This is a genomic window from Pseudoalteromonas sp. APC 3893, from assembly GCF_030408095.1.
Taxonomy (GTDB): Bacteria; Pseudomonadota; Gammaproteobacteria; order Enterobacterales; family Alteromonadaceae; genus Pseudoalteromonas.
On record NZ_JASDCD010000018.1, the window covers coordinates 24,679 to 39,675 of the forward strand.

At 41.2% G+C, this 14,997-nt stretch carries 12 protein-coding genes; all 12 read right to left on the reverse strand.

Annotation, left to right across the window (positions count from 1 at the left end):
- Nucleotides 1–11: 11 nt before the first annotated feature.
- The 12 genes from QMA12_RS17040 to rsmD all read right to left on the reverse strand — a co-directional run bounded on the left by QMA12_RS17040 (nucleotide 12) and on the right by rsmD (nucleotide 14,592).
- Nucleotides 12–2,525 (reverse strand): EAL domain-containing protein, encoded by a 2,514-nt coding sequence (locus QMA12_RS17040; protein WP_290209479.1) that lies wholly within the window; start codon nucleotides 2,523–2,525, stop codon nucleotides 12–14.
- 99 nt (nucleotides 2,526–2,624) lie between these two features.
- The gene (gene purD / locus QMA12_RS17045) at nucleotides 2,625–3,908 is read right to left on the reverse strand and encodes a phosphoribosylamine--glycine ligase (RefSeq protein ID WP_087533089.1); all 1,284 of its coding nucleotides are present in this window, start codon (nucleotides 3,906–3,908) and stop codon (nucleotides 2,625–2,627) included.
- Between the two features lie 14 nt (nucleotides 3,909–3,922).
- The gene (locus QMA12_RS17050) at nucleotides 3,923–4,741 is read right to left on the reverse strand and encodes a class I SAM-dependent methyltransferase (RefSeq protein WP_087533088.1); all 819 of its coding nucleotides are present in this window, start codon (nucleotides 4,739–4,741) and stop codon (nucleotides 3,923–3,925) included.
- Between the two features lie 108 nt (nucleotides 4,742–4,849).
- A complete protein-coding gene (gene purH, locus QMA12_RS17055) occupies nucleotides 4,850–6,436 on the reverse strand; it encodes a bifunctional phosphoribosylaminoimidazolecarboxamide formyltransferase/IMP cyclohydrolase (protein WP_290209483.1) in 1,587 nt (528 codons plus the stop codon).
- 305 nt (nucleotides 6,437–6,741) lie between these two features.
- Complete coding sequence (fis, locus tag QMA12_RS17060; RefSeq protein WP_002957804.1) at nucleotides 6,742–7,032, reverse strand: DNA-binding transcriptional regulator Fis; 291 nt, start codon at nucleotides 7,030–7,032, stop codon at nucleotides 6,742–6,744.
- A gap of 20 nt (nucleotides 7,033–7,052) precedes the next feature.
- Nucleotides 7,053–8,024 (reverse strand): tRNA dihydrouridine synthase DusB, encoded by a 972-nt coding sequence (gene dusB, locus QMA12_RS17065; RefSeq protein WP_176372549.1) that lies wholly within the window; start codon nucleotides 8,022–8,024, stop codon nucleotides 7,053–7,055.
- 278 nt (nucleotides 8,025–8,302) lie between these two features.
- Complete coding sequence (gene prmA / locus QMA12_RS17070) at nucleotides 8,303–9,187, reverse strand: 50S ribosomal protein L11 methyltransferase (protein WP_087533085.1); 885 nt, start codon at nucleotides 9,185–9,187, stop codon at nucleotides 8,303–8,305.
- A gap of 67 nt (nucleotides 9,188–9,254) precedes the next feature.
- On the reverse strand, nucleotides 9,255–11,102 hold the full coding sequence (gene rpoD / locus QMA12_RS17075; protein WP_290209486.1) for an RNA polymerase sigma factor RpoD: 1,848 nt from the start codon (nucleotides 11,100–11,102) through the stop codon (nucleotides 9,255–9,257).
- 126 nt (nucleotides 11,103–11,228) lie between these two features.
- Entirely contained in the window at nucleotides 11,229–12,983 is a 1,755-nt protein-coding gene (gene dnaG / locus QMA12_RS17080; protein ID WP_290209487.1) for a DNA primase, read from the reverse strand.
- Nucleotides 12,984–13,146: 163 nt separating this feature from the next.
- A complete protein-coding gene (locus QMA12_RS17085) occupies nucleotides 13,147–13,593 on the reverse strand; it encodes a GatB/YqeY domain-containing protein (RefSeq protein ID WP_087533082.1) in 447 nt (148 codons plus the stop codon).
- Nucleotides 13,594–13,613: 20 nt separating this feature from the next.
- Entirely contained in the window at nucleotides 13,614–13,829 is a 216-nt protein-coding gene (rpsU, locus tag QMA12_RS17090; RefSeq protein WP_002957797.1) for a 30S ribosomal protein S21, read from the reverse strand.
- A 157-nt stretch (nucleotides 13,830–13,986) separates the two neighbouring features.
- On the reverse strand, nucleotides 13,987–14,592 hold the full coding sequence (rsmD, locus tag QMA12_RS17095) for a 16S rRNA (guanine(966)-N(2))-methyltransferase RsmD (RefSeq protein ID WP_290209490.1): 606 nt from the start codon (nucleotides 14,590–14,592) through the stop codon (nucleotides 13,987–13,989).
- Nucleotides 14,593–14,997 lie beyond the last annotated feature (405 nt).

The following is a 14,997-nucleotide window of genomic DNA, read 5'->3' on the forward strand; positions in this document are numbered from 1 at the left end:
CTGTAATTGGCTTATTTATTTTTACTTAACCAGTCTAGGTAACTATCAAAAGAAAGTGCTTTAGAATAGTAATAACCTTGACTAAAGTCTGCGCCCATTGATTTTAATAAGCGGTGAGTTTGCTTATCTTCAACCCCTTCAGCGGTGACACTTAAGCCTAGGTTATGGGCCATATCAATGGCCGTTTTCACGACCACTTTATTAGTAGGATTTGCTTCCAGATCAATAACAAATGACTTATCAATTTTTAAATTAGCAAAGGTATAATGCAGTAAATAAGTCAAAGAAGCATAACCAGTACCAAAGTCGTCAAGTACCACAGTAACGCCAATTTCATTTAATTGCTTTATGAGCGTCTGCATTTGTTGTTGATCGCCAATTAATGCGGTTTCCGTGAGTTCTAATTTGAGTTGCTTTGCAGGTGCATTATATTTCAATAAGGTGTTTTCAATTTTTTCAGCTAATTGCACTATGCCTATGTTCTTAGCGCTTAAATTAGCACTAACGCATTGCCCGCTGTAACCCTGCTTATTAAGCTGGGCAATGTCTTGGCAGGCTTTGTCCAATACCCACAAGGTGAGCTCGTTAATAAGTCCTGTGCGTTCGGCTAATTGAATAAGCTGCTCTATATTTATGTGCTGATACTCAGTACAAGGCCAACGTAACAGGACTTCACTACCTACTACTTGGTTGTTGGCGAGGTTAATTTGCGGTTGGTGATATAATGCAAGTTCATTGGCTCTTATCGCCTCTTGTAGTTTTGCTGCCAGCTCAATGTCCATGACTTGATTCGGTTGCTGTTGTGAATCACTAATGTGACTCACTGTCCCCTTTGCTTGTTTTAATGCAACATATCCACGCTGTAGGCTTGCTTCAAAGTTATTGACTGTATCGGGAAAACTGATCCCGACACTGTACTCTAGCTGTAAGTTTAACCCTTGTATTTGGTAGTTTTTTGGTAAGCCTTTAATGATCTTTGTTAAACTTAAAGATAGCTCTTCAGCGGTTTGTGCTTTAGTAGAAATACAGGCAAATACCCCTGTGCCTAAGTCGGCAAGTTTAGAGTTGCTATCTAAGGTTGAATCTAAAAAGTAAAACTGACGTTCGCCAACTAGCTGCAGCTCTAATGATTTTGCTACCTTGATGATTAATTCATTGCTTTTTGTTGCTGTCAAAATGGTATCTAGTGAGTGAAAATAACGAATTTTAATTAGACACAGGGTGTTTTGTCTTTGCTGCTGCTCAAGTGCCATATAAGCTTGCTTTAACATTGCGCTATTAAGAAGTTTGGTTTGCTGGGTGTGAGTGGCATGATAAAGCGCTCGCTCTCTTTGATAGCGAACTCTATCAGCCAAGGCCATGGCCATGAGCACCACTTCGCACAATATAGCAGCTAAAAAAGTATGGCGAATTGCAAAGCTATACGGCAATACTCCCGTTAACTCAAGTGGCTGTATAGCTGCACCTATAATTAAGGGTATCCATGAAATAACATAAAACTTTGCCCAACGAAATCCACTGCGCAGTTTGTTATAAATCATGATGATACAAATTACATAAAGCAGTGCTAAAATAGTAAAAAATATCGGCGCAGCGATGTTTTCAGGAATGATAAAACAGCTTAAGCCTAACACAAGCATGAGCCCCATAAAGTAAACGCTGAGTTTATAACGCCAGCATTGCTCTTTATGGTAGCGTAAAAACATAGTACAAAATGCAAGGGTGAATATTGCAATCGCATAGTTACTAAAAATAATGTACTTTTGAAAAAACAGTTGCCAACTAACAGGCCATAAGTAAAAACCAAAGCCGAGTACGCAGCCCATTAGAATAATCGCGCTAATAATATAACCGATATAAATTAAGTAAACGCGATCCTTTATGCCAAAAAAGAGCACTAAGTTATACAGTGCCGCCATGATCAGCACGCCAACAAAAATTCCCCAAATGGCTGTTTGTGAACGGGTTAAATCTTGAAACTCAGTTTCACCATAAAGATTTATCGGCGTTTTACTAATTCCGGTTGTATCAATTTTTATTAATAGTTTCTGTTTACTTTGCGGGGTAACTGTTAAGCGAATATGCGGTACACTGTACTCAAAACGAGTGAGCTCTGGGGTTAAGTCGCCAAGTTGCGTAGTCGTTATAATATGATTGCTTTTATCCAAGTGATAAATCGTTAAATGATCGACCATAGGGTTATCAAAATGAGCGACAATTTTTTCATTTTGTTGACTTCGATTCTCCAGCTCTACTAACAACCAATAATTACGGGGTGTAAAGTTCCAGTTTATATCTGCAAATGACCCCACAGTGAAATCATCTAGATTATCGATAATTTGATGAATTGGTAGTTTTTTTGTTTCATCAATAAAGTAACTATGGGATAGGTAAATAGGAGTGGTTTTGTCAATAGTGTATTTTGTAGGGGTCGCTAAATGGCCTGCAAGCGTTGCTATTACATAAAACAACACAAGTAATATTAATACGGCAATAAAATGATAGCGTAAGTAATTATTTTTCAATTTTTAACGTTCTTTTTCAGTCCCTAGAAATGAGTGTAGCATTAAAAAGCGCAGATAAACTGCGCTTTTTATTAAATCTTAACTGGTTATACCAATTAATTATTTTTCCCGAGCGATAGCACGATAAGCTATATCAGTACGATATTCCATACCTTCCCAACTGATCTCGTCTACAAGCTCATAAGCACGTTGCTGTGCTTGCGTCACTGTATTACCAAGAGCCGTGGCACATAACACACGACCACCTGCGGTTACTACGTTATCGCCGTCTTGCTTAGTGCCTGCGTGAAATACTTTTTCGCCTTCGGCGTAGCTAACTTTAAGGCCATTGATTGTATCGCCTTTCGGGTAGCTATCAGGATAACCTTTAGCAGCTAATACCACACCGACAGCTGCGCGTGAATCAAACTCAATGGTGGTTTTATCGAGTTCTACGCGGTTAGCCGCTTCAATCAATTCAACTAAGTCTGATTGTAAGCGTAGCATCATAGGTTGTGTTTCTGGGTCGCCAAAACGACAGTTATACTCGATAACTTTAGGTGTACCGTCGGCGTCGATCATCAGGCCAGCATACAAAAAGCCTGTGTATGGATGACCTTCGCTGGCCATACCTGCAACCGTTGGGTTTATCACTTCGTTCATGATGCGCTGGTGGATTTCGTCAGTCACAACGGGTGCTGGTGAATATGCACCCATGCCGCCTGTGTTAGGGCCTTTATCGCCATTGTAAGCACGTTTATGATCTTGGCTAGTAGCAAACGGAAGTACATTTTCGCCATCAACCATTACGATAAATGACGCTTCTTCGCCTTCTAAAAACTCTTCAATGACTACGCGGCTGCCTGCTTCACCAAAGGCGTTTCCAGCTAGCATATCGCGGATAGCAGCTTCAGCTTCGCGCTCGTCCATAGCAACAATAACGCCTTTGCCTGCAGCTAAACCGTCAGCTTTGATGACAATCGGTGCGCCTTTTTCTTTTAAATAGGCAAGGGCAGGGTCGATTTGCTCAAACGTTTGATAATCCGCAGTTGGAATATTATGGCGTGCTAAAAAGTCTTTAGTAAACGATTTAGAGCCCTCTAACTGTGCGGCGCCGGCGGTTGGGCCAAAAATAGCTAAGCCGTGTTCACGGAACTTATCTACCACACCTAGTACCAGTGGTACTTCAGGACCTACGATAGTAAGGCCAACATTGTTTTGCTTTGCAAAATTAAGTAGACCATCTAAGTCTTCAACATTAATCGCAACGTTTTCAAGTTTTGGCTCAAGTGCAGTACCTGCATTACCTGGAGCAACGAATACAGTGGTTACTTTTTTGTTTTGAGCGGCCTTAAACGCAAGTGCGTGTTCGCGGCCGCCGCTGCCAATGACTAATACATTCATGGCGAATATCCTATTTAAAGCGGTTTTTTAAATTTCAGCGTCATGCGGTCACTTTCACCAATGGCTTTATACTTAGCGGCGTCTTGCTCGCCAAGTCTTAGGCTAGGTGGTAGTGTCCATACCCCTTTAGGGTGATCGGCTGTATCAAGTGAATTTGCATTTATGTCACTGCTTGCTTCAAGTTCAAAACCTGCTTTTTTAGCAAGTTCAATCACAACACTTTGCTTCATATAACCTGATGATTTTTGCATTTCATCAGCGCGCTCTTCTGGCAAGCGGTGTTCAACTACACCTAAGGTGCCGCCTGATTTGAGCGCGGTGTAAAACGATTTAAAAGCGTTAGCTGCCGCTTCTTTATCTTTACTCATATACCAGTTATGAACATTACGAAAGGTCAAAACCATATCCGCACTGCCAGCTGGAGCAATATCTAAATGTGATGAAGGGGCGAATTCAGTGATTTTTACTTTGCTAAAACGCTCATCCTCAGCAACCTTCTTTTTAAAGCCAGCTAATGAACGTTGATAGTAACCAACCGATGAATCTGCAGGGAAGTGCGCAGCGTAATAGGTGCCGTGCTCTTTCAATGCTGGCGCTAAAATCTCACTGTACCAACCACCGCCTGGGGCAATTTCAACCACTGTCATACTTGGTTTAAAGCCAAAAAATTCCAGAGTTTGGACTGGGTGGCGATATTGGTCGCGTTCAGCGTTACGTTCGGTTGCTTTTACAGCGTGCTTTAATGCTGAATCATGGCCGTGATTATGAGCAACGGCGGTAGTAGCACTGACAGCCAAAGTGGCAACCAGTAACGTTTTTAGTGCAAATTTCATCGTCTGTTCCTTCACATTATAATTTTACGAGAGGTTATAGAATAAGCAGAATACGTGAATTTGATGCAAACAAAAAGAGCTAACTGATGCAGTTAGCTCTTTGCGTGATTAGTGGCGGAAGTGACGCATGCCAGTAAACACCATTGCCATGCCAGCTTCGTCAGCAGCAGCGATAACTTCTTCATCGCGCATTGAACCACCAGGTTGAATTACCGCAGTAATACCAGCGTCGGCTGCAGCATCAATACCATCACGGAATGGGAAGAATGCATCAGATGCCATTACTGAGCCCTTAACTTCAAGGTTTTCATCAGCAGCTTTAATACCGGCAATTTTAGCAGAGTAAACGCGGCTCATTTGGCCTGCACCTACACCAATTGTCATGCCATCGCGGGCATACACAATGGCATTTGATTTAACAAACTTAGCCACTTTCCAGCAAAATAATAAGTCTTTAAGTTCTTGCTCAGTAGGCTGGCGTTTAGAGACAACTTTTAAGTCGCCTTGCGTTACCATACCTAAATCGCGGTCTTGAATTAATACGCCGCCATTTACACGTTTAATGTCGTGGCCTGTGCCTTTAGCAGAGAACTCACCACACTCAAGTAAACGTACATTTTGCTTCGCTGAAATAATTTGTGCTGCGGCTTCAGATACTTTAGGCGCAATGATCACTTCAACAAATTGACGTGCAACAATAGCTTCAGCAGTGTCAGCATCAAGTTCTTGGTTAAACGCAATGATGCCACCAAACGCAGATGTAGGGTCTGTTTTAAATGCGCGGTCGTAGGCTTCAAGAATGTTTTCACCAATAGATACGCCACAAGGGTTTGCATGCTTTACAATAACACATGCTGGCACATCAAACTCTTTAACACATTCAAGAGCAGCGTCAGTATCAGCAATGTTGTTAAACGATAAGGCTTTACCTTGAAGTTGTACCGCAGTTGCAACAGATGCTTCTTGTACGTCGTTCTCAACATAGAAAGCCGCGTCTTGGTGTGAGTTTTCACCGTAGCGCATATCTTGCTTTTTAGTGAACTGCATATTGATTGTACGTGGGAATTTAGTTTCCTCAGCCGCTTCATCAGTGTAGTCAGCAACCATTTTACCGAAGTAGTTAGCAATCATGCCATCGTACTGTGCGGTGTGCTCGTAAGCAGCAATGGCAAGATCAAAACGCGTTTTGTATGATGTTGAACCATCGTTGCTTTGCATTTCGCTGATCACGCGGTCGTAATCTTTTGCATTTACTACGATGGTCACGTCTTTGTGGTTCTTAGCTGCGGCACGCACCATAGTTGGGCCACCGATATCAATGTTTTCAATAGCATCTTCAAGGCTGCAGTTCTCTTGAGCGACTGTATTCGCAAAGGGGTATAAGTTAACTACAACAATATCGATAGCAGAGATGTTATTCTCGCTCATTACGTCTTCATCTTGGCCACGACGCGCTAAGATGCCGCCATGAATTTTTGGATGAAGAGTTTTTACGCGACCATCCATGATCTCAGGGTGACCTGTGTGGTCAGATACTTCAGTGACTTTAATGCCGTTATCAGCAAGTAATTTACAAGTACCGCCAGTTGATAAAAGTTCGACACCTTGTGATTCAAGTGAACGAGCAAATTCAACGATACCGGTTTTATCTGACACACTTAGTAGTGCGCGACGAATTGGACGATGTGTATCCATTGTAGTTTGATTACCTCAGTGTTTGAGCTAGCTTAGAAAGGCGCTATTTTAACTGAATATCGCTTAAAAAACGATATTTAAAGGGTGAGGATTTTTAAAGATATAAAAAAAGCACCCTAAGGTGCTTTTTACTCAAAATACTTTATACCAACTGTATTGGATTAGTAAGCAATTATAACGACAGAGAAATAAGTCAATAACAAGGCAAAAATTTTGCTGTGTAGTTATTCTACATAAAAAATTTTTAACGCAGTTAGGGGCTTATTTAGCTCGTTAGAATGATTACGGTTTCAATATAGCTGGTATTAGTTCATGCCGTATTTCTTAAGCTTCTTACGTAAAGTACCACGGTTGATACCTAGTAAGATTGCCGCACGTGTTTGGTTACCACGTGTATAAGTCATTACTTCTTCAAGTAATGGTGCTTCTAGCTCAGAAAGAACAAGGTCGTAAACGTCTTGCACATCTTGACCGTTAAGCTGCTTTAAATAGTGATGAACAGCTTTCTTCACTGCATCGCGTAATGGCTGCGGTTTCTCGTGCGACTGAACATGAGGGTTAGTGATAAATGGAGAAGTCACGTTTTGTTCGAACATTGTTTATATCTCTTTCTTTCTTAGTTAGCTGCTAGTGTTTTAAAGTATTGCTCTAATGTCTCGATTTGTGCCTGTGGATTATCGAGAGCATTAAATACTCGCCTAAACTGACCGTCACTGTCATGGGTTTGCAAATACCAAGATACATGTTTGCGAGCTATTCGCGCTCCCATTGGTTCCCCGTAAAACGTATGAAGGTTCACTAAGTGTTCCATCAAAATACCACGCACTTCTGAAATTTCAGGTGTTGGTAAGTGTTTTCCAGTTCGCAAATAGTGGTCTATCTCCCTAAATATCCAAGGGCGACCTTGGGCGGCTCGACCAATCATAATGGCATCTGCACCCGTATAGTCCAAAACCTGCTTTGCTTTTTCTGGTGACGTAATATCACCATTAGCAACCACAGGTATCGACACTGAACGTTTAATATCCCTAATCGTGGCGTATTCTGCTTCACCTTTATACATACATGCGCGAGTACGCCCATGCACGGCTAATGAAGCAATACCATAACGTTCAGCTATGCTCGCAATCTCTACACCATTGCGATTTTCCTGATCCCACCCTGTGCGGATTTTTAGTGTTACAGGTACATCAACAGCATTTACAACTGCATCAATAATCTCTTCGACTAACTCAGGAAACTGCAATAACGCTGAGCCTGCGAGTTTCTTGTTCACTTTCTTAGCTGGGCACCCCATATTTATATCTATGATTTGTGCACCATTACTGACATTGAATTGTGCGGCCTGAGCCATAAGCTCAGGATCAGCTCCTGCGATCTGCACCGCGCGTATTCCTGATTCACCGCTGTGATCCATACGGTTCATCGATTTTTCGGTTTTCCATACTTTAGGATTTGACGATAGCATTTCAGACACGGCAAGCCCCGCACCTAAGCGTCGGCAAAGCTGTCTAAATGGTCTGTCTGTAATGCCTGCCATTGGCGCGACAATTACATTGTTCTCAAGTTGGTATGAACCGATACGCACTGTATTCAATAGGCCTCTTTTCAAGGGGCGCTAAGTTTACGGTGTTTTCACTAAAAATCAAAGGCTATAAATTGAACAAAAGTGACTTTTTTTTGCCTTTTTCGTATTGACTTTTGATAACAGTTTGACGGGCGGGTTGATTTGTTTGATATTTATACAAAACAAATTTAGTGGTAATAATCAGCACGGTAAATTAATGTGTGAATAATAGGTAAAGCCTGTTAACTACAGGCTTTACAAACGTATTTAGAGTTAATGCTTAAACAAAGGTAACACGATTAGTTAGCATGCTTTTTACCGCTGACTCGTGTCCATTCACCTTCAACAGCAATTTCATCAAGGGCTAGAAACGGCGCATAAACATCAGCCACTGACTGTGCTTGCTCTTGTAAAATACCTGACATAGCAATTTTACCGCCTGGTTTTAACAAGCCTAAAATTACGCTGTGTAATTCTCGAAGTGGTGCGGCTAAAATGTTTGCTACTACTATATCAGCTGTAAATTCAGGCTGATTTTCTGGTAGGTAAACTTCCAGTTTGTCGGCTACACCGTTACGCTGTGCGTTATCTAAACTTGCCTCAAGTGCTTGTGGGTCGATATCGATGCCTATCATACGCTCAGCACCTAATTTGATGGCTGCAATGCCTAAAATACCTGAGCCGCAGCCAAAGTCGACCACGGTTTTACCTGTTAAGTCTTGGCTTTCAAGCCATTTTAAACACAGTGCAGTAGTCGCATGAGTTCCGGTGCCAAAAGCAAGGCCTGGGTCGAGTAATACATTTACAGCATCAGGGTCTGGAATATCGCGCCAGCTTGGGCAAATCCATAGCTTTTTGCCAAATTGAATCGGATGGAAATTATCCATCCATTCACGTTCCCAGTCTTTATCTTCTAGTTGCTCGACTTTATAAACTAACGAGTCTCTTATCTCGTCATGGCGCTTCAACAACTCAATGACTGCATTCATATCGTGATTAGCCTCGAACAGACCAATAACAGTGGTATCAGCCCAAAATTCGACTGTGCCAATTTTAGGCTCATAAATAGGCGTATCTTTAGCATCAATGAAAGTAACAGACGCGCTGCCTGCTTCCATTAATAAGTCACTTACAGCATCAGCGGTTGCGGCATTAGCATTGATACGGATTTGGATCCAAGCCATGATAGTTTCCTTGAAATAGAAAAAAGGCCGCTACAGCGGCCTTTTGATTATGTTTGTTAGTAGCTAATTATTTAGCGTCTAAGAAGCTCTTAAGTAAGTCAGAGCGAGAAGGGTGGCGTAGTTTACGCAGTGCCTTCGCTTCGATTTGACGAATACGCTCACGGGTTACGTCAAATTGTTTACCTACTTCTTCTAGAGTATGGTCGGTATTCATATCGATACCAAAGCGCATACGTAATACTTTAGCTTCACGGGCTGTTAGGCCTGCAAGTACGTCGTTGGTAGCACCACGAAGAGATTCCATTGTTGCCGAGTCAATTGGCGAGTCAATGGTGGTATCTTCGATAAAGTCACCTAAGTGCGAATCTTCATCATCACCGATTGGCGTTTCCATCGAAATTGGCTCTTTTGCAATCTTAAGTACCTTACGGATTTTGTCCTCAGGCATCATCATGCGTTCTGCTAATTCTTCAGGGTTTGGCTCACGACCCATTTCTTGTAGCATTTGACGTGAAATACGATTCAATTTATTGATCGTTTCAATCATATGCACCGGAATACGGATTGTACGTGCTTGGTCAGCGATAGAGCGAGTGATTGCTTGGCGGATCCACCACGTAGCATAAGTTGAAAACTTATAACCACGGCGGTACTCAAACTTATCAACTGCTTTCATTAGACCAATGTTACCTTCTTGGATTAAGTCCAAGAATTGTAAACCACGGTTGGTGTACTTCTTCGCAATTGAGATAACAAGACGTAAGTTTGCTTCAACCATTTCTTTTTTCGCACGACGGGCTTTTGCCTCACCGATACTCATACGACGGTTGATGTCTTTAATACGTTCAATGCTTAAACCAGTGCTTTCTTCAATTACAGAAAGTTTATTGATACAACGAATTATTTCTGGCTTAACTTCTTCAAGTTTAGCTGAATGCTTTTCGTTAGCGGCAATTTCTAAATCGAGCCACGATGCATCTGTTTCGTTATTTGCAAAATGCTTAACAAAGGTTTTCTTTGGTAATTTTGCAAATTGTACCGCTTGTTTCATGATGAGACGTTCTTGTACACGTACTCTGTCCATCATTTCACGCATGTTATTAACCATGCGATCAAACTGTTTTGGTACTAATTTAAATGTTCTGAATAACTCACCGATCTCAAAAATAGCGGCTTGAGAATCTGGGTGTGAACGACCTTTTTTATCAAAAGTGTCGCGCGCTTTGTTATAAAGATCACGAAGGTTTTCAAAGTGTATACGGGCTTCTTCAGGATCTGGGCCGGTATCTACTTCTTCTTCATCATCATCGTCACTATCTGCATCATCTTCATCTTCATCTTCTTCATCAAGTTCTTTTTCACTTAATTCAGAACCAATGTGCGTTGCAGAAATTTGAGCTTCATCTTCGTTAGGATCAAAGAAACCAGAGATAATGTCGCTTAAGCGCATTTCTTCTGCTTCAAATTTATCCCACTGTTCAAGAAGATAAGTAATTGCTTCAGGGTACTCAGCAACCGAGATCTGTACTTGGTTGATGCCTTCTTCAATACGCTTAGCGATGACAATTTCGCCTTCACGGGTCAGTAGTTCAACTGTGCCCATTTCTCGCATATACATACGAACCGGATCCGTAGTACGGCCGATTTCTTTGTCTACAGTAGCAAGCGCAGCGGCTGCGGCTTCTGCTGCGTCTTCATCTGTCGTGGTTTCTTGCATCATCAATTCATCGGCATCAGGTGCGTTTTCGCTAACCTTTATACCCATATCATTGATCATGCTAATGATATCTTCTACTTGATCTGAATCGATAATATCTTGTGGAAGGTGATCATTAACTTCTGCAAAAGTTAAATAACCTTGCTCTTTACCTTTTTGAATCAGAAGTTTTAATTGTGACTGAGGAGTTGGATCCATAGAGATTTTTTCTTCCACTCTGATAAGTTGATACAACAGGCGCCAGCTCGCTTAATTCATATAAGCCAAGCTAAGTATAATTTGACGCAGTGAATAGCACAGTATAGCAACAAAAATCAATTTTGGCTAGCTGTTAGTGCCTTTTAGCGCTTGAGTTAATAAATGACACTCAAGTCTTTCATCGCTATTTAACCCTTGGGTCTTGTCCTTTATTAATAGGGTCTCGAGTCGATAATTTAAACACTGATCTTCAATAAATTTAAAAGTATTTTTAAATTCATCCTCTAACCGGTCGTCATTTATTTCATGGCGCCAAGTTGCAAGTTTTATAAGTGCTTCATATTCTGGGCTTTCTCTAAACGCCTCAAGTAGTTGGGCGGTAGTAGTTGTGCCTTTTTGTAACGCGTAGTGCTGTAATTTAATCAACAGAGCGATACCTGCAATATTCATTTGTGCTAAGTCAGGCAAATAAGGTACTGCGTTCGCTAAATTAGGGTGCTGTACCAATAAACCAATAGCACGACGCATCGGCGTTATTTTAAACTTACGCTCAATAGCATGCTGTTGTTTCGGTGTTTTTAAACGGCTATTTAGCTGCTCTTTTGTACGCCCAATAAGGCGACCAAGTTGCTCTAGTAAGTTTTCTTGATAAAACTCACTAGGGATTTTTTCAATCAGAGGTAGTACCGCACTAAGTAACTTTGCTTTACCTGCATCAGTTGTTAAATCAATTTCTTGGCTTAGCTTATTAAACAATACTTGAGTAAAGTTATCCGCTTGAGCTAAGCGTTGCTCAAACGCGTCTTTGCCTTCTTGTTGCACGAGCGAATCAGGGTCTTCGCCATCAGGCAAAAATACAAATTGCAGTGCTTTACCATCACTCAAATAGGGCAGTGCATTTTCAAGTGCACGCCAAGCTGCATCGCGACCTGCGCGGTCACCATCGTAACAACATATTACTTTGTCTGTGGTTCTAAATAAAGTATGTATGTGTTCAGCTGTCGTCGCCGTGCCTAGAGCCGCTACTGCGTACTCTATATCTTGCTCACTGAGCGCGACCACATCCATATAGCCTTCAACAATAAGAATATGCTCAAGCTTTTTATGTGCTTGCTTTGCCTCGTAAAGTCCATAAAGTTCAAACCCTTTGTGGAAAATACGGGTTTCAGGGGAGTTTAAATATTTGGGTCCTTGGTCAGCTTGCATAACACGACCACCAAACGCGATTACACGACCTCGTTTATCGCGGATGGGAAACATTAAGCGGTCGCGGAAAAAATCAAACTGCCTGCCAGGGGTTTTCTCTGAAGCAAGTTTTAGCTCTACTAGTTGCTCTTTTTGTTCTTTGTTACGGCCTAGTTGTTGGCATAAGCCTTCCCATTCGCTTGGTGCATAGCCAATCATAAACTTTTTAACGGTTTCGCCACTTAAGCCACGGCCTTTTACATACTTAATAACTTCAGCAGAGTTTGCATGATGTTTTAATTGATGCTGATAAAAGCGGGCGGCGTGTAGCATTAAGTCGTAATCTGAACGTTTTTGTTCTGCTGTTCTTTGTGGGCCTGAGCTGGTGTTACCTTGTTCGCGTGGTACATCGAGGTTTAATAAGCTGGCAAGTTCTTCAATTGCATCAACAAACTCAAGTTTATCGTATTCCATTACAAAGGAGATTGCGTTGCCGTTAGCGCCACAACCAAAGCAATGGTAAAACTGTTTATCTTGCGAAACAGTAAACGACGGAGACTTTTCGTTATGAAAAGGGCAGCACGCTTGGTAATCTTTACCGGCTTTTTTAAGACCAACTTTAGAGTCAATGAGCTCGACAATGTCTGTTCTGGCGAGTAAATCGTCAATAAAATTTCGTGGGATCTTTCCGGCCATTAGTAAAGTGTAGTCCTGAAATAAATAGAAAAAGATGAACGAACTAGCTTTAGTTCTGCAAATTTAGATTTGAACACAAATGCTATTTTTGTTAAAGCTAAAAACGAAGAAACCGAGCACTTGGCTCGGTTTGCTTCAATCATACTTTATGTATGTGGGCGTATTAGGCAGTTAATCTTTGCTTAATTAAACCAGAAATCTTACCTAAATCGGCGCGACCTTCAGCTTTGCTTTTGATTATACCCATTACTTTACCCATGTCTTGCATACCTGCTGCGTTAGTATCAGCAATAGCCGCATCAATGAGAGCAATGATTTCGTCTTCACTCAATTGTTGAGGTAAAAACTCTTCAAGTGCTTTAATTTCACTGGCTTCAACTTCAGCTAAATCATCACGCCCAGCATCTTTATACTGAGTGTAAGAATCGCGGCGTTGTTTAACAAGCTTCACTAAGACCGCGGTAATACCGTCATCATCAAGTGTTATTTGCTCGTCAATCTCACGCTGCTTGATTGCAGCAAGTACCATACGAATAGGGTTAAGACGTGTTTTGTCTTTTGCTCGCATCGCATCTTTTTGTGCATCTTTTAGCTTTATTAAAAGGCTCATTTATACAAGACCTAATACTATTAGTATAATTTAACGCGACGTGCGTTATCGCGAGAAAGCTTCTTCATGTGACGCTTAACCGCTGCAGCTTTTTTACGCTTACGCTCAGCTGTTGGCTTTTCATAGTGCTCGCGACGACGAACTTCTGAAAGGATACCTGCTTTTTCACATGAACGCTTGAAGCGACGAAGTGCTACGTCAAACGGTTCGTTCTCTCTTACTTTAATTACTGGCATTAAAAATTCACCTACCTAAATAATGAGCGTTGCTCAAGTTGATCAAACAATGATCAAGTGGTTCAAAAATGGTGCGGTATTGTAATCCGAAGCCACACCACATGTAAAGGATAAATATTGTCTGTTCTAATAGTAAACGAAAAATATCGCTATGTTGCTAATTTTGCTGAAATTGATACAGGCGACAAAGTACTTGCCCTGCAATTTTTTCTTTTAATAACAGCCAACTGCTAGGAAGATCTAAATTGTTAAGTTCACTTTCAACTTCGACATAAATCAACGCATTTTCACTTAACCAGTTATTTTCTATCAGTAAATCACAGCATGGTTTAGCTAAGTTTTGGCGAAAAGGCGGGTCAACAAAAACTAAATCAAATTGTTGTTCGTTGGTGTTTTGACCTAAATAACGCAAACTATCGGTGCAATGAATGTCTGCATTATTCAAATTAAGTGTTTGCGCGTTTGTTTTTAATTGCGCACTGGCTGAATTGTCCATTTCTAAAAATGTGGCGCTGTGAGCAAACCGAGAGAGTGCTTCAAAGCCCAGCCCGCCTGAGCCTGCAAAGCAATCGAGTACTTTAGCATCTCGGGTATCTTGCATTAACCAGTTAAAAACAGTTTCTTTTATACGATCGGTCGTTGGACGCAATCCTTGTACATCCTTAACAGGTAACTTACGATTGCGAAACTGCCCGCTGATGATTCGAATAAAGCCATCATTTGATTTGTTATTTGGTTTTTTTTGTGGTGATTTTTTTCTCATTTAGCTCACTAAAAAATGGTATCTGTTACGCGGCTCAGATAATATTGTACTGATATTGTAGCGCGTCATTTTTCAACTGCGCTAAAAGTGTTACTATATACCCAAACAAGCTCAAGATACGAGTTTCAGTTGGAATTAAAAGCGATTTAGGCAAGGCATTGATTGCAAGTAATAGTGGTTCTATTGTTAAAATCAATAACGCAGTATACATCGCTTTTAAACCAACCCATTGGGCGCTTCACAGGCACTTACTCTCATCGTTGTTACTTCTTAAAAGGGATGGCCATTCTTGCAAAGTAACGCCTTGATATTAAGCTCCTGTGAAACGCTGAATTTTGCATCTTGAGCTGGCTTGGGTATAAACCCCTTGGGCAATAGTTTTATCAATGGCTTTAAAGCGGGTTC